The following is a 15,508-nucleotide window of genomic DNA, read 5'->3' as shown; positions in this document are numbered from 1 at the left end:
CCGGTAAGCCGGCTCCTGCAATGGAGTTGATCAGGCAGCAGCTTGTGGCTGCAGGCGCAACTCGCCGTCGACATCCTTGACCAAGCCGCTGGCCAGGAACAGCGGTGCCAGGCGCTTGTGCAACTGCGGTTCGACGAATTCCTTTACCGTGTCCAGCGCCAGCGCACCACTGAGCGGCAGCTCGGCCTTGGTGTACGACAGCCAGGCTTTCTTGAGCATCTGCAACACATCACTGCCGGCCGTCGAAGCGAAGCGCCGGTGGCTCGGTTTACCGTCGAAAGCGAACGAGTGCTGGAACTCATAGCCCGTCTCGTCACCGCCACTGGCCGTGCAGCGCACGCAGGTGCAGGTGCCGTCGCCGAACGCGCTGCGCAGGTAGGCGTTGAAGTCCACCACGGGTTTGAGTGACAGGCGCTTATCCACCTCGAACAGGTCCCCGGTCATTTTTTCGTCAGTGTTCAACGTCCATTTCCTCGCAGTCTGCGGCAGTTTTACAAAGCGCGGCACAATACCAGCCGCACGCCAGTTTGGGGATTATTTGCATAACAATAGACCCCAATATTCTTTTGCTGTCTTAAAAACCGCCGCTACGCTCCAGCACCTTCCCGAAAACGCGGCAGACCCCCATGACTTTCAAGCGTTCCTCCCTGACCCTCCTGGCGGCATCCCTTGTCGCTGCCTCGGCCTTGCTCAGCCCCGGTGCGCAGGCCGAAGGCACCATCAGCATCGCCCAGCAATTCGGCATCGGCTACCTGATCCTCGACGTGGTGCGCGATCAGCGCCTGATCGAAAAACACGGCAAGGAGCAGGGCCTGGATATCAAGGTGGAATGGAACAGCATATCCGGTGCCACGGCCATGAACGAATCGCTGCTGGCCGGCGCCCTGGATGTGGTCTCGGCCGGTGTGCCGCCGATGCTCACGCTGTGGGACCGCACCAAGGGCAAGCAGAACGTCAAGGCCATCGCCTCCCTCGGCTCGATGCCCAATTACCTGCTGACCAACAACCCCAACGTGAAGACCCTCAAGGACTTCACCGAGAAAGACCGCATCGCCGTGCCCGCTGCCGGCGTGGGCTTTCAGTCACGCACCCTGCAGATCGAAACCGCCAAGCAGTTCGGCGATGCCAACTACAAGAAGTTTGATGACATCTCCATCAGCCTGGCTCACCCCGACGCCACGGCGGCGTTGATTGCCGGCGGTTCGGAGATCAACTCGCACTTCTCCAGCCCGCCGTTCCAGTACCAGGAGCTGTTGAATCCCAACGTGCACAAGGTGCTCAGTTCCTACGACATCCTCGGCGGCCAGGCCACGTTCAACGTGCTGTACACCACGCAGAAATTCCACGACGAAAACCCCAAGACCTACAAGGCGTTCTATGACGCACTGGCCGAGGCCGAGAAAATCATCAAGGCCGACAAACCGGCTGCTGCCAAGGCGTATATCCGCGTAGAGCAGTCGAAGTTGCCGCTGGACCTGGTCGAGAAAATCGTCCAGGACCCGGAAATCGATTTCACCATCGTGCCGCAGCGCACCTATATCTACGCCGAGAAATTGCAGGAACTCGGTGTGCTGAAAAACAAGGCGGCGAGCTGGAAGGACTACTTCTTCGAAGAGGCCCATGACGGCAATGGCAGCTGACCCGCCAAGACCCTGATGTCGAACGCCGCCAAATGTGGGAGCTTTAGCGAGGCCGCGAAGGCGGTGTGTCAGGCACAGCAGGACTGCCAATGCCGCCGCCTTCGCAGCCTCGCTAAAGCTCGACATCTCCCACAGTTGGGCGGAGTGGTAGCTGAAATTTCAACCACATAGCGAAACCGGCTCCTGCTCAAATCCCAGTCACACAGCCGCCCCCCTGTGGGAGCCGTCGAGCCCCAGCGAGGCCGCGAAGGCGGTGTATCAGGCACAGAAGGGCAGTGAGTGCCGCCGCCTTCGCAGCCTCGCTAAAGCTCGACATCTCCCACAGTTGACCGGTGTTGTAGCTGAAATTTCAACCACATAGCAAACCCGGCTCCTGCTCAAATCCCAGCCACACAGCCGCTCCCCCCTGTGGGAGCCGTCGAGCCCCGGCGAGGCCGCGAAGGCGGTGTATCAGGCACAGAAGGATTGTCAGTGCCGCCGCCTTCGCAGCCTCGCTAAAGCTCGACATCTCCCACAGTTGACCGGTGTTGTAGCTGGAATCTCAGCCACATAGCGAAACCCGGCTCCTGCTCAAATCCCAGCCACACAACTGCCCCCCCTGTGGGAGCCGTCGAGCCCCAGCGAGGCCGCGAAGGCGGTGCATCAGGCACAGAAGAACTGTCAGTGCCGCCGCCTTCGCAGCCTCGCTAAAGCTCGACATCTCCCACAGTTGACCGGTGTTGTAGCCGAAATTTCAACCACATAGCGAAACCCGGCTCCTGCTCAAATCCCAGCCACACAGCCGCCCCCCTGTGGGAGCCGTCGAGCCCCAGCGAGGCCGCGAAGGCGGTGTGTCAGGCACAGAAGATCTGTCAGCCCCACCGCCCTCGCAGCCGCGCTATTACTCCACCGCTCCCATCGTTCAAATCGCGCTCTACACCGCGATCAAGCTGCGCTTGATCCAGTCATACAAGTCATTCCCCTCGCTCGACAATTCGCTGTTGGCCCGTCGGCACAGGTAGTACTGGCGGCCGTCGTTGACCTGCAGGTCGAACAGCTTCACCAACTCACCACTGGCCACATGTGGCGTCACCAGCGGCTCGCGCAGCAAGGCGCAGCCGAGGCCGGTGAGGGTGGCCGTGAGCGCCAGTTGGCCATCTTCCAACAGCAACCCATTGAGCGCCGTGGCGTCGACTTCGGCGGCTTCGAACCATTGGCCCCAGGTGCCGCGTTCTTCGTCGTGCAGCAGGGGCAGTTGGCTCAGCGCCTGCGGTGTGTCGATGGGGCCGTGTTGTGCCAGGAATGCGCGACTGCAATAGGGTGTGACCGCGCCGCAAATCAACGGCTCGCTGTGATAGCCCGGCCAGTGCCCGGTGCCGAAGCGGATCGACAGGTCGGCCGCGTCGCTGGGGTAGCTGCGGTGGTTGGCGTAGGTCACGTTGATGTCCAGCGCCGGGTGATCCTTGAGGAAGTCGGCCAGGCGCGGGATGAACAGGTTGATGCCAAACAACGGGATCAGACTGATGGTGACCTGGCGCGTGGCGCTTTTCTCGCGCACGTGTTCGGTGGCGCTGCGCAGTACCGCGAACGCCGAGCGAATCGCACGGTAATACTCGCGGCCTTCATCGGTAAGTACCAGGTTGCGGCCCTGGCGCAAGGTCAGCGGCTGCTGCAGGAAATCTTCGAGCAAGTGCAGTTGATGGCTGATCGCCGAGGCGGACACGTCCAGCTCGCGCGCGGCGGCATTCACCCCGCCATGGCGCGCAAACGCTTCGAAGGTGCGCACGGCGCGCAGGGGAGGGTCATTGGCTAACTGTTCTAATTTATTCATGTGTTGAATTAAATACCAACACTCTGCGCAAATAAAGAGCCATAAATGCCGTATATATGGCGTAAATAGCCTGTTATCGCTTTGGTATAACCATATGACTTTCTGATATTTGATAAAAACAGAATAGATGCTTAGTGTGCCGCCCTTGTACGCACTGAGGTTCAGGGTCCTGATGGATGGGTTTATCCAACAACTGCTCAATGGCTTGATGACGGGCAGTCTCTACGCGCTGGTGGCCCTGGGTTACACCATGGTCTACGGCATTTTGCGCATCATCAACTTTGCCCATGGCGATGTGTTGATGATCGGCGCGCTGGTGGGCCTGTCGGTGATCCGCCTGCTGCAAGCCACCTGGCCGGCATTGCCGCCGGTGCTGGTGTTGCTGTTGGCCACGCTGGTCGCGATGGCGTTCTGTGCGCTGCTGGCCGTGGTGATCGAGCGTGTGGCCTATCGCCGCCTGCGCCACGCCCCGCGCCTGGCGCCGCTGATCAGTGGGATCGGCGTGTCGCTGCTGCTGCAGACCCTCGCCATGCTGGTGTGGACGCGCAACCCGCAGATGTTCCCGCAACTGCTGCCGCTGGAGCCCATCGAAGTGTTGGCCGGCGCTTCGGCGCACCCGGCGATCACCAACGCCACCGCGCTGACCACCATCGCCATCGCGTTGTCGGTGATGGTCGCGCTGCTGGTGCTGGTCGAGCGCACCCGCTTTGGCCGGGCGATGCGCGCCGTGGCAGAGAACCCGCAAGTCGCCAGCCTGATGGGCATCAACCCCAACCGCATCATTGTGCTCACCTTCGCCATCGGCGGTGCCCTGGCGGCGCTGGCCGGGGTGATGATGGCCAGCAACTACGGCAGCGCGCATTTCTACATGGGCTTCTTGCCGGGGATCAAGGCCTTTACCGCAGCGGTGCTGGGCGGTATCGGCAACCTCAAGGGCGCGATGCTCGGTGGCCTGCTGCTGGGGCTGATCGAAGCCCTGGGCACCGGCTATCTCGGTGCCGCCACCAACGGCGTGTTCGGCAGTAATTACCAGGATGTGTTCGCCTTTATCGTGTTGATCGCGGTGCTGGTATTCCGGCCGTCCGGGCTGCTCGGCGAACGCTTGGCGACGCGCGCATGAGCCACTCTCTGACCGCCAACAAACGCGCGACCCTCGGCCTGCTACTATTCGCCGTGGCCCTGGTGCTGGCGCCGTGGATCGTCGGGCATGCCGGCGGCAACACCTGGGTACGCACCCTGGATTTTGCCTTGCTGTACATCATGCTCGCCCTCGGGCTGAACATCGTGGTCGGCTACGCCGGGCTGCTGGACATGGGCTTTATCGCGTTCTACGCGGTGGGCGCCTACCTTGCCGCGCTGCTGTCGTCGCCGCACCTGTTGCAGCAGTTCCCGGCGCTGGTGGCGTGGCTGCCGGCGGGGATGCACACCTCGATCTGGCTGATCCTGCCATTGGGCGCTTTGCTCGCCGCCGGCTGCGGGGTGGTGCTCGGGGCGCCGACCTTGCGCCTGCGTGGCGACTACCTGGCCATCGTCACCCTCGGCTTTGGCGAGATCATCCGCATCCTGCTGCGCAACCTCGATCGTCCGGTGAATATCACCAACGGCCCCAAAGGCATTTCGCAAGTCGATCCGGTCAGCCTGCTGGGTGTGAACCTGGGGCGCACCCAGGAGCTGTTCGGCCTGCGCCTGCCGTCGGTGTACCTCTATTACTACCTGTTTGCCGCGCTGGTGGTGCTGATCCTGTTCGCCTGCATTCGCCTCGAGCGCTCGCGCATTGGCCGCGCCTGGGTGGCGATCCGCGAAGACGAAGAAGCGGCGCAGGCCATGGGCGTGAACACCGTGCGCCTCAAGCTGCTGGCGTTCGCGATTGGCGCCGCGTTCGGCGGCGTGAGCGGCGCGCTGTTCGCAGCGTTCCAGGGTTTTGTCTCGCCGGAATCGTTCACCCTCAATGAGTCCATCGCGGTGCTGGCGATGGTGGTGCTCGGCGGCATGGGCCATATCCCCGGGGTGATGCTCGGCTGCGTGCTGCTGGCTGCGCTGCCCGAAGCCCTGCGCGCAAGCATGGGCCCGCTGCAGCAGGCGCTGTTCGGCCAGGTACTGGTCGACCCGGAAATCATCCGTCAGTTGTTCTACGGCCTGGCGCTGATCCTGGCGATGCTCTATCGACCTGCCGGGCTATGGCCCAAAGGAGTGGCACGATGAACGCACCGTTGTTGCAGATTGACCAGGTCAACAAGCACTTCGGCGGCGTCGCGGCGCTGACCGACGTGAGCCTGAGCATCCAGCCCGGCGAAATCTACGGGCTGATCGGCCCCAATGGCGCCGGCAAGACCACCTTCTTCAATGTCATGACCGGCCTCTACACCCCGGATTCCGGGCGCTTCCAGCTGGACGGGCGCGAGTACCGGCCGACCAGCGTGCACCAGGTGGCCGAAGCAGGCATCGCGCGCACGTTCCAGAATATCCGCCTGTTCAATGCCATGAGCGCGCTGGAAAACGTCATGGTCGGGCGCCATGTGCGCACCCGCAACGGCCTGTGGGCCGCCTTGAGCCGCCATCGCCGCGCCCGTGATGAAGAGGCGCAAACCCGCGCGCATGCCCACCGTTTGCTCGCCTATGTGGGCCTGGCCGGCTTTGCCAACTACCGCGCCGACAGCCTGAGCTACGGCCACCAGCGCCGCCTGGAAATCGCCCGCGCGCTGGCCACCGAACCGCGCCTGCTGGCGCTGGACGAACCGGCGGCGGGCATGAACGCCAGTGAGAAGGTGCAACTGCGCGGCCTGCTGGAAAAAATCCGCGACGACGGCCACACGCTGTTGTTGATCGAGCACGACGTCAAGCTGGTGATGGGCGTGTGCGACCGCATCAGTGTGCTCGATTACGGCCAGGTTATTGCCGTCGGGCCACCGGCCGAGGTGCGTCAGCACCCGGCGGTGATCCAGGCCTATTTGGGAGCCAGTGCACATGTCTGAAGCCCTGTTGCACGTCGACGGTTTGCAGGTGCGCTACGGCGCGATCGAGGCGGTCAAGTCCCTGGACCTGCAGATCGCCGAAGGCGAACGCGTGACGCTGATCGGTGCCAATGGCGCCGGCAAGACCTCCAGCCTCAAGGCGTTGACCGGCCTGCTGCCGGCCGCCAAGGGCACGATCCGGTTTGCCGGGCGCTCGATTCGAGGCCAGGCACCGGACCAACTGCTGCGCCAGGGTATCGCCATGGTGCCGGAAGGGCGCGGGATTTTTGCGCGGATGAGTGTGCTGGAAAACCTGCAGGCCGGCGCTTTTGTGCGCCGCGACCACGCGCAGGTGCAGCGTGAAATGCGCCAATTGTTCGAACACTTCCCGCGCCTCGAAGAGCGCCTGCAACAGTCCGCCGGGCTGCTGTCAGGCGGTGAGCAACAGATGCTCGCCCTGGCCCGTGCGCTGCTGTCGCGCCCGCGCCTGCTGATCCTCGATGAGCCGTCCATGGGCCTGGCGCCGATCATGGTCGAGAAGATCTTCCAGGTGATCGACGACGTCTGCCGCCAGGGCATGACGTTGTTGCTGGTGGAGCAGAACGCTCGGCTGGCGCTGCAGGTCACCGACCGCGCGTACGTGATGGACACCGGGCGCATCAGCCTTGTCGGTCCGTCCGCCGCATTGCTTGAACACCCCGAGGTGCGCAGCGCCTACCTCGGTGAATAGAACCCAACCATGACGCTACCGGACGCCCGGCGTGTTTCGACCCGCCCGAAAAGACACAGGAACGACTGATGAAGACTTTGAAGCAAACCGTATTGATAGGCCTGGCCCTGAGCAGCCTGGCAAGCGCCGTGGCCCAGGCCGACCAGACCGTGTTGATTGGCTTGGCGGGCCCGCTGACCGGCCCGTCCGCGCGGATCGGCAAAGACCTGGAAAATGGCGCGCAACTGGCCATCGACCGGGCCAACGCCCAGCACCCGAAGATCAACGGTGAAGCGGTGACTTTCAAGCTGGTGTCCGAAGACGACCAGTCTGACCCGCGCACAGCCGTGACCGTCGCCCAGCGCCTGGTGGATGAGGGCGTGGTCGGCGTGGTCGGTCACTGGAATACCGGCACCAGCATTCCGGCGGCGCGGGTGTACCACGACGCCGGCATCGCCCAGGTCGCGCCGGTGGCCACGGGGCATGCCTACACGCAGCAGGGTTTTGACACCAGTTTCCGCATCATGGGCCATGACGACGATGGCGGTCAGGTGGCCGGCGCCTATGCCTTGAACACGCTCAAGGCGCAGCGCATTGCCGTGATCGACGACCGCACCGCCTTCGGCCAGGGCCTGGCGGACCAGTTCGTCAAATCCATCCAGGCCGGGGGCGCCAAGGTGGTTGCCCGTGAATATGTCGACGACAAGACCATCGACTTCAGCGCGGTGCTTACCAACATCCGCAGCCAGAACCCCGACCTGATCTTCTTCGGCGGCGTTGACGCCCAGGCCGCGCCGCTGGCCCGACGCATCAAGCAGTTAGGCATCAAGGCACCGTTGATGGGGGCCGGCGGGTTTGTCAGCCAGACCTTCCTGCAACTGGCGCAGAACGAAGGCGAGGGCGTCATAGCCCTGGAGCCGGGCCTGGCGGTTGCACAGATGCCGGGTGGCAAGGCGTTCGAACAGGCCTATAAAGAACGCTACAAAACCAATATCGAACTGCACGCGCCGTTTGCCTACGACGGCGTCGGCGTGCTGGTGGCGGCGATTGAAAAGGCCGATTCGGTGGATCCGCAGAAGTACCTGCCGGTGCTGCGCGCCATCAGTTACCCGGGCGTGACCGGCACTATTGCCTTCGATGCCGAGGGTAACTTGAAGAAACCGTCGTTCACCGTTTACCAGGTCAAGGCCAATCAATGGCAGCCGGTAAGTGTGGCAGGCGGTCAATAACCGCCGACGTCTGGCCGGCGAACTGCTGGTGTGGTGAGTGGGCTTGTCCCGCGTTGGGTGGCGAAGCCGCCGCCAAATCAGCTGCCGAGGCGTATCTGAGACAGCGCGGCGTGCTTATTGGGGCTGCTTTGCAGCCCAACGCGGGGCAAGCCCGCTCGCCACGGAAAAGCCTCTCAGTGTGGGGGCAATCAATAGGTTTTGTGGAGCTGACGGAGGCACACAATGAGCAATCTGGAAGGTGAACTGGGCATTCTTGCCCGGCGGCGGATCGAAGCCGAAATCATCAAGCCGATCTACGAGATCCTGGTGCGCGAGCAGGGCAAGACCTTTGCCGCCGCCGTGATCGGCGAGGCCGTTGGCAACGCGGCGATTCAGGCCGGCAAGCATTTTGCCGCGCTGGAAGAGCAGGGCGCCGACCTCAAGAGTTTTGTCGAACTGCAAGTGCTGTGGGAAAAGGACGACGCACTCAAGGTCGAGATCATCGCCAGCGATGCCGAGCACTATGACTACGACGTCAAGCGCTGCCGCTACGCCGAGATGTACCACGAGATGGGCCTGGGCGAGATCGGCCACTTGTTGTCGTGCAACCGCGACGAGTTGTTTATCGTCGGCTACAACCCGGACATCGAACTGACCCGCACCCAGACCATCATGGGCGGCGCGCACCACTGTGATTTCCGCTATCGGGCCAAACCCCATGAGTAACCTGGCGCGGGTCAATGGCGAACGCCTGTGGGCATCGCTGATGGAAATGGCGCAGATCGGCGCCACCGAAAAGGGCGGCGTCTCGCGCCTGGCGCTGACCGACGAAGACCGTCGTGGCCGCGACCTCTTCGTGCAGTGGTGCGAAGCCGCCGGCTGCACGGTGCGGGTCGACGCCATGGGCAATATCTTTGCGCGCCGCGCCGGCAAACATGATGACCTGGCGCCGGTGCTGACCGGCTCGCATGGCGACTCGCAACCCTTTGGCGGCAAGTACGACGGCATCTATGGCGTGCTCGCCGGTGTGGAAGTGCTGCGGACCCTGAATGACCTGGGCATCGAAACCGAGCGCCCCATCGAGGTGGTCAACTGGACCAACGAAGAAGGCTCGCGCTTTGCTCCGGCGATGATTTCTTCCGGGGTCTACGCTGGCGTGTTCGACCTGGAATACGGGCTGTCCCGGGCGGACAAGGCCGGTGTGACCATTGGCGAGGCCTTGCAGCAGATCGGCTATGCCGGGCCCCATCCGGTCGGCGGTCAGGCCGTGCATGCCGCGTTCGAACTGCATATCGAACAAGGCCCGATTCTCGAAGCCCAAGGCATCACCATCGGTGTCGTCACCGGCGCCCAGGGCCAGCGCTGGTACGAAGTCGAATTGAGCGGGCGCAGCGCCCACGCCGGCACCACGCCGATGGACCATCGCCTGGATGCGCTGCTCGGTTTCGCCCGGGTGGTCGAGGCCGTCAATGGCCTGGGCCTGGAGCAGGGCGCCGAAGGACGGGCGACGGTGGGCATGGCGAACATCTTCCCCAACTCGCGCAACGTAGTGCCGGGGCGGGTGTTTTTCAGCGTGGAGTTTCGCCACCCGGACGAAGCGGTGCTGGCACGCCAGGATCAGCAATTGCGCGACGCCGTGGCACGCATCGCCGCAGGGATTGGCTTGCAGCACAGCGTGAAGCAGATTTTCCAGTACGCGCCGATTGCCTTCGACGCTGACTGTGTCGAGGTGGTCCGGGCCAGCGCGGAAAAGCTCGGCTACAGCCAGCGGCCGATGATCTCCGGCGCCGGGCATGACGCCTGCTACCTGAACCAGGTAGCGCCGACCGCGATGATCTTCGTGCCCTGCGTGGACGGGCTCAGCCACAACGAGGCGGAAGAAATTTCCCCCGAATGGTCGACGGCGGGGGCGGACGTGTTGCTCCAGGCGATCCTGGCCAAGGCGTCTGCCTAGCAGACACATGCAATTCAAAATGTGGGAGCGGGCTTGCTCGCGAATACGCTGGATCAGCCACTGCAGAGGTCGACTGACACACCGCTTTCGCGGGCAAGCCCGCTCCCACACTTGGATCTCCTTCACCTTATAGTCAGCGAAAGAACTCGCCGGGCGTCGCATCAAACTGCTGGCGAAACGCATTGATGAATGCCGAGGTGGACTCGTATGCCTGGCAGACACAGGCAATGTCAAAATGTGGGAGCGGGCTTGCCCGCGAATACGCTGGATCAGCCACTGCAGAGGTCGACTGACACACCGCTTTCGCGGGCAAGCCCGCTCCCACTTTTGGATCTCCTTCACCTTATAGTCAGCGAAAGAACTCACCGGGCGTCGCATCAAACTGCTGTCGAAATGCATTGATGAATGCCGAGGTGGGCTCGTATGCCTGGCAGATACATGCAATGTCAAAATGTGGGAGCGGGCTTGCTCGCGAATACGCTGGATCAGCCACTGCAGAGGTCGACTGACACACCGCTTTCGCGAGCAAGCCCGCTCCCACTTTTGGATCTCCTTCACCTCATGGTCAGCGAAAGAACTCACCGGGCGTCGCATCAAACTGTTGTCGAAACGCATTGATGAATGCCGAGGTGGACTCGTATGCCTGGCAGACACAGGCAATGTCAAAATGTGGGAGCGGGCTTGCCCGCGAATACGCTGGATCAGCCACTGCAGAGGTCGACTGACACACCGCTTTCGCGGGCAAGCCCGCTCCCACATTTGGATCTCCTTCACCTCATGGTCAGCGAAAGAACTCACCGGGCGTCGCGTCAAACTGCTGTCGAAACGCATTGATGAATGCCGAGGTGGATTCGTAGCCACAGCCCAGCGCCACATCCGTCACCCGCTCGCCTTGCTCAAGGGCGGGCAGGGCGGTCAATAGCCTCAGGCGCTGGCGCCAGGCCCGGAACGTCAGGCCGGTGTCCCTCAAGAACAAACGGCTGAGGGTTTTCTCGCTGACGCCCAGCTTCTGGCTCCACTGCCCCAGGGTAGTCTGCTGTTCCGGGTGCAGGTTGAGGCTGCGGTAGATCTGGCGCAGGCGTGGGTCGTGGGGCAATGGCAGCATCAGGTCGACCTGCGGCGCTGCCGCCAGTTGGTCGAGCACCACCTGGGCCAGCCGACCGTCCGGGCCATCCTCGGCGTACTCCACTGGCAGTTCACTGAAGCTGCGGATTAACTCGCGCAACAGGTTGCTCACCTCCAGCACCTGGCAACGCTCCGCCGCCCAGGTGGTGACGCTGCAATCGAGGTACAAACTGCGCATCTCCGTGTGCGGCGAGCTGAATACCCGGTGCGGCATGCCCGCCGGGATCCACACCGCGCGTTGCGGCGGGGCGACGAAGCGGCCGACGCTGGTCTGGATCTCCAGCACCCCGGAGATCGCGTAGGACAATTGCACCCACGGGTGGCTGTGCCGACGCGTCAGTGCGCGGTTGGGCAGCGATTCGGTACGGCCATACACCGGCCGTGGCAGGCTGGAAAGCCCGGGCACGCTGCGGCGCACGGTGTTGGCATGTCCTTTAGGCGGCATTTACTGGCTCATTGGCGTTAGTCGGTAACAGGCCGTTACGTTAGAGTCGCGATGACGCTCTTGGCAACCCCCGGAAGATCCGCTTATGACTCGCCCCCGTTTTCTGCCCGACAACTTCACCCTGACGCTGATCGCCACGGTGATCCTCGCCTCCCTGCTGCCCGCCAGCGGCCAGACTGCCGTGGCCTTCGGCTGGGTCACCAACCTGGCCATCGCGCTGCTGTTCTTCCTGCATGGCGCCAAGCTGTCGCGCCAGGCCATCGTGGCCGGTGCGGGGCACTGGCGCCTGCACTTGCTGGTGTTCAGCCTGACCTTCGTACTGTTTCCGCTGCTGGGCCTGGCGCTCAAGCCGCTGCTCTCGCCGCTGATCGGCAAAGACCTGTACATGGGCATGCTCTACCTTTGCGCCTTGCCGGCCACGGTGCAATCGGCGATTGCCTTCACCTCGCTGGCGCGCGGCAATATCCCTGCGGCGATCTGCAGCGCGGCGGCCTCCAGCCTGTTCGGCATCTTCCTCACGCCGTTGCTGGTGACCTTGCTGCTCAACGTGCACGGCGACGGCGGCTCCACGGTCGATGCGATCCTCAAAATCAGCGTGCAATTGCTGCTGCCGTTTGTCGCCGGGCAGATCGCCCGCCGCTGGATCGGCGCGTGGGTGGGCCGCAATAAATCCTGGCTGAAGTTCGTCGACCAGGGCTCGATCCTGCTGGTGGTGTACGGCGCGTTCAGCGAAGCGGTCAACGAAGGCATCTGGCACCAGATCCCGCTGTGGGAACTGGGCGGCCTGGTTGTCGCCTGCTGCGTGTTGCTCGGCCTGGTGCTGGTGGCGTCGACGCTGTTGGGCAAGGCCTTTGGTTTCAACCAGGAAGACCGCATCACCATCCTGTTCTGTGGCTCGAAGAAGAGCCTGGCGACCGGCGTACCGATGGCCCAGGTGTTGTTCGCCGGGGCGACCATGGGGGTGCTGATCCTGCCGCTGATGCTGTTTCACCAGATCCAGTTGATGGTCTGCGCGGCGCTGGCCCAGCGCTATGCCAAGCGCCCGGAAAGCATTCCCGAGATGATGGGGCAGGTGGATCCTTGATCTAGCGCAAACCTTTGGACGCGGCGCCTCAAGTTAACGCCCGGGCAGACGACTTAGTGGGTAAGAGCCCAATAAGGAGTGTCGACATGAGCGTCAAGCGTCTTTCGGTAATGGCAGGCCTCCTGGGTGTCTGGGCGAGTACGTGCGGCGCCGCGCAGATCGTGGGGCAGGGCAGCATTGAGTTCCACGGCAGTATCGTCGAAGGCGGGTGTGCGACAAATACGCACAGTGGCGCGGTGATGGAATTGCACGAGTGTGCCGTCGCCAGCCGCGGCAGCCACTTCGATGTACGCGGTGTGGCGCCGGTGGCCAGTGTCGACGCGGCCCACGTGCTGCTGGTCGCGGACAGTGGCAACGGGCGGTATTACGGCCAGCGCTATGTGCTCGTCGATGGCGCCGGCAAGCCGATTCGGTCGGGGAACTACGTGGTGACCATGACCTTACCGTGACCCCGCTGAGGGTATTTTGAGGGGGATGGGCGTCAACAGCCGGCCGAGAAACCTATAGAATGCTCGGCGGCGGCGCTTGTCCTGGGTGGCCGCTTGATCATCGCCAGAGTACCTCGCCCTTCAATGAGCATTTCAGCCGCAACCCCCCAAGCCAACTGGCAACCGGTCATCGCCCTGGCGCTGGCCGCGTTTGTGTTCAACACCACCGAATTCGTGCCCGTGGGGCTGCTCAGCGCCATTGGCGCCAGCTTCGACATGCCCATCGCCAGTGTCGGCCTGATGCTCACCATCTATGCGTGGATCGTGTCGCTGACCTCGCTGCCGGTGATGCTGCTGACCCGCAACGTCGAGCGGCGCAAGTTGCTGATCGTGCTGTTCGGCATGTTTATCGCCAGCCATATTCTTTCCAGCGTGGCCACCAGCTTCGGCATCCTGATGCTCAGCCGGGTCGGCATCGCCTTGTCCCATGCGCTGTTCTGGTCGATCACCGCGTCCCTGGCCGTGCGCCTGGCGCCGGAAGGCAAGCAGGTGCAGGCGCTGGGCTTGCTCGCCACCGGCACCTCGCTGGCGATGGTTCTGGGCATTCCGCTGGGCCGCCTGCTCGGCGAAGCCATGGGCTGGCGCACGACCTTCCTGGTCATCGGCGCCTTCGCTGCTGCCCTGGTGTTCTGGCTGGCGCGCACCTTGCCGCCGTTGCCGAGCCAGAACTCCGGCTCCCTGCGCAGCCTGCCGCTGCTGTTCAAGCGTCCGGCGCTGGTGGCGCTGTACGTGCTCACGGCCATGACCGTCACCGCGCAATTCACCGCCTACAGCTATATCGAACCCTTCGTCGAAGGCGTGGCCGGCATGAGCGGCAGCGCGGTCACCCTGATCCTGCTGGTGTTCGGCGGCGCGGGCATCATTGGTTCGCTGCTGTTCAGCCTGGTGCACCGCTTCAACCCCCACGTGTTCGTGGTCGGCGCGGTGTTCCTGCTGGCGGCGTGCCTGTCGCTGCTGCTGCCGTTGAGCGGCGCCGAATCCTACCTGGTGATCCTCAGCGTGTTCTGGGGCATGGCGATCATGGGCTTCGGCCTGGCCATGCAATCCAAGGTGCTGGTCCTCGCGCCGGACGCCACCGACGTGGCGATGGCGATGTTCTCCGGCATCTACAACATCGGTATCGGCGGCGGTGCGCTGATGGGCAGCTGGGTCGGCAGCCACTTCGGCTTTGCCTGGATCGGCGCGGCGGGCGGCTTGCTGGCGGCGGTGGCGTTGATCGGCTATTGCCTGGCGATTCGTCGGTTCGGCACGGGTGTGCCCGCGACCCCGCGGTAAAACGCTAAAACCAGACAAGTCTTACAGGGCGCCATGATGCCCATTGCTACCGTCGCCCAGGACCGCCCACGTCCTGTGGTGACGGCACCTGAACAGCAATGGAGTCACTTGTGCAAAGACGTTTGACCGCAGAATTCCTCGGAACCTTCTGGCTGACTTTCGGCGGATGTGGCAGCGCCATTCTGGCGGCTGCGTTCCCCGGGTTGGGGATTGGCTTCGCCGGCGTGTCACTGGCGTTCGGCCTGACCGTGTTGACGATGGCCTACGCGGTGGGCGGTATCTCCGGTGGGCATTTCAACCCGGCGGTGACCCTCGGCCTCTGGGCCGGGCGCCGCCTGTGCGGGGGGAAAGTGCTGCCCTATATCGCGGCGCAAGTGGTTGGCGCCATTGCGGCTGCAGCGGCGCTGTATGTGATTGCCAACGGTCAACCCGGTTTCGAGATGGGCGGCTTTGCTGCCAACGGCTACGGCGAGCTGAGCCCGGGCCTGTTCGACATGAAGGCTGCACTGCTGGCCGAAGTGATCGCCACGTTCTTCTTTGTGCTGATCATCATGCGCGTGACCGCGCCGGGCGCGCCCGCAGGCTTTGCGCCGATTGCCATCGGCCTGGCGCTGACCCTGATTCACCTGGTCCTGATCCCGGTGACCAACACCTCGGTCAACCCCGCGCGCAGCACCGGCCCGGCGTTGTTCGCCGGCGGTGAGTACATTGCGCAGTTGTGGTTGTTCTGGCTGGCGCCGATGGTCGGCGGGGTATTGGGGGCATTGGCAGCTCGTGGCCTGACGGTACATACACCCCAGAGTTGATAGCTGCCGCCCC

15 protein-coding genes are annotated in these 15,508 nt (G+C 63.5%); 12 read left to right on the top strand and 3 right to left on the bottom strand.

Annotated features, from left to right (window positions below; all coding sequences use genetic code 11):
• Positions 1 to 30 precede the first annotated feature (30 nt).
• The gene (locus BBG20_RS22670) at positions 31 to 462 is read right to left on the bottom strand and encodes a hypothetical protein (RefSeq protein WP_065907371.1); all 432 of its coding nucleotides are present in this window, start codon (positions 460 to 462) and stop codon (positions 31 to 33) included.
• A gap of 164 nt (positions 463 to 626) precedes the next feature.
• Between BBG20_RS22670 and BBG20_RS22665 the strand changes: the two genes are divergently transcribed.
• Positions 627 to 1,640 (top strand): ABC transporter substrate-binding protein, encoded by a 1,014-nt coding sequence (locus BBG20_RS22665; protein WP_065907368.1) that lies wholly within the window; start codon positions 627 to 629, stop codon positions 1,638 to 1,640.
• 913 nt (positions 1,641 to 2,553) lie between these two features.
• On the opposite strand, the gene BBG20_RS22660 is transcribed toward BBG20_RS22665, so the two are convergent.
• Positions 2,554 to 3,450: a LysR substrate-binding domain-containing protein gene (locus BBG20_RS22660; protein WP_065907366.1), complete on the bottom strand. Its 897-nt coding sequence runs from the start codon at positions 3,448 to 3,450 to the stop codon at positions 2,554 to 2,556.
• Between the two features lie 172 nt (positions 3,451 to 3,622).
• Here BBG20_RS22660 and BBG20_RS22655 point away from each other — a divergent pair, with 172 nt between their 5' ends.
• From BBG20_RS22655 to BBG20_RS22625, 7 genes are all read left to right on the top strand, one after another.
• The gene (locus BBG20_RS22655; RefSeq protein WP_065907364.1) at positions 3,623 to 4,570 is read left to right on the top strand and encodes a branched-chain amino acid ABC transporter permease; all 948 of its coding nucleotides are present in this window, start codon (positions 3,623 to 3,625) and stop codon (positions 4,568 to 4,570) included.
• Positions 4,567 to 5,652: an ABC transporter permease subunit gene (locus BBG20_RS22650; protein ID WP_065907362.1), complete on the top strand. Its 1,086-nt coding sequence runs from the start codon at positions 4,567 to 4,569 to the stop codon at positions 5,650 to 5,652. The genes BBG20_RS22655 and BBG20_RS22650 overlap by 4 nt, the downstream gene beginning before the upstream one ends.
• Complete coding sequence (locus BBG20_RS22645; RefSeq protein WP_065907360.1) at positions 5,649 to 6,422, top strand: ABC transporter ATP-binding protein; 774 nt, start codon at positions 5,649 to 5,651, stop codon at positions 6,420 to 6,422. The genes BBG20_RS22650 and BBG20_RS22645 overlap by 4 nt, the downstream gene beginning before the upstream one ends.
• A complete protein-coding gene (locus BBG20_RS22640) occupies positions 6,415 to 7,131 on the top strand; it encodes an ABC transporter ATP-binding protein (RefSeq protein WP_065907359.1) in 717 nt (238 codons plus the stop codon). Before BBG20_RS22645 ends, BBG20_RS22640 begins: the two co-directional genes overlap by 8 nt.
• A 68-nt stretch (positions 7,132 to 7,199) precedes the next feature.
• The gene (locus BBG20_RS22635; protein WP_065907358.1) at positions 7,200 to 8,339 is read left to right on the top strand and encodes a branched-chain amino acid ABC transporter substrate-binding protein; all 1,140 of its coding nucleotides are present in this window, start codon (positions 7,200 to 7,202) and stop codon (positions 8,337 to 8,339) included.
• 222 nt (positions 8,340 to 8,561) lie between these two features.
• A complete protein-coding gene (locus tag BBG20_RS22630; protein ID WP_065907357.1) occupies positions 8,562 to 9,044 on the top strand; it encodes an L-2-amino-thiazoline-4-carboxylic acid hydrolase in 483 nt (160 codons plus the stop codon).
• Positions 9,037 to 10,272 carry a Zn-dependent hydrolase gene (locus BBG20_RS22625; RefSeq protein ID WP_065907356.1) on the top strand — a complete coding sequence of 412 codons (1,236 nt, stop codon included), beginning with the start codon at positions 9,037 to 9,039 and terminating at the stop codon, positions 10,270 to 10,272. The genes BBG20_RS22630 and BBG20_RS22625 overlap by 8 nt, the downstream gene beginning before the upstream one ends.
• A gap of 781 nt (positions 10,273 to 11,053) precedes the next feature.
• On the opposite strand, the gene BBG20_RS22620 is transcribed toward BBG20_RS22625, so the two are convergent.
• On the bottom strand, positions 11,054 to 11,842 hold the full coding sequence (locus tag BBG20_RS22620) for an AraC family transcriptional regulator (protein ID WP_065907354.1): 789 nt from the start codon (positions 11,840 to 11,842) through the stop codon (positions 11,054 to 11,056).
• 85 nt (positions 11,843 to 11,927) lie between these two features.
• On the opposite strand from BBG20_RS22620, the gene BBG20_RS22615 reads away from it, so the two are divergent.
• From BBG20_RS22615 to aqpZ, 4 genes are all read left to right on the top strand, one after another.
• Positions 11,928 to 12,926, top strand: a complete 999-nt coding sequence (locus BBG20_RS22615; protein ID WP_065907352.1) for a bile acid:sodium symporter family protein — start codon at positions 11,928 to 11,930, stop codon at positions 12,924 to 12,926.
• 86 nt (positions 12,927 to 13,012) lie between these two features.
• A complete protein-coding gene (locus BBG20_RS22610) occupies positions 13,013 to 13,375 on the top strand; it encodes a type 1 fimbrial protein (RefSeq protein WP_065907350.1) in 363 nt (120 codons plus the stop codon).
• 123 nt (positions 13,376 to 13,498) lie between these two features.
• Positions 13,499 to 14,689 carry a sugar transporter gene (locus BBG20_RS22605; protein ID WP_065907348.1) on the top strand — a complete coding sequence of 397 codons (1,191 nt, stop codon included), beginning with the start codon at positions 13,499 to 13,501 and terminating at the stop codon, positions 14,687 to 14,689.
• 98 nt (positions 14,690 to 14,787) lie between these two features.
• Complete coding sequence (aqpZ, locus tag BBG20_RS22600) at positions 14,788 to 15,495, top strand: aquaporin Z (protein ID WP_065907347.1); 708 nt, start codon at positions 14,788 to 14,790, stop codon at positions 15,493 to 15,495.
• The last annotated feature ends 13 nt before the right edge of the window (positions 15,496 to 15,508 follow it).

Origin of the sequence: Pseudomonas aylmerensis (genome assembly GCF_001702265.1) — a bacterium.
Classification (GTDB): domain Bacteria; phylum Pseudomonadota; class Gammaproteobacteria; order Pseudomonadales; family Pseudomonadaceae; genus Aquipseudomonas; species Aquipseudomonas aylmerensis.
This window is presented reverse-complemented; position numbering and strand designations above follow the sequence as displayed.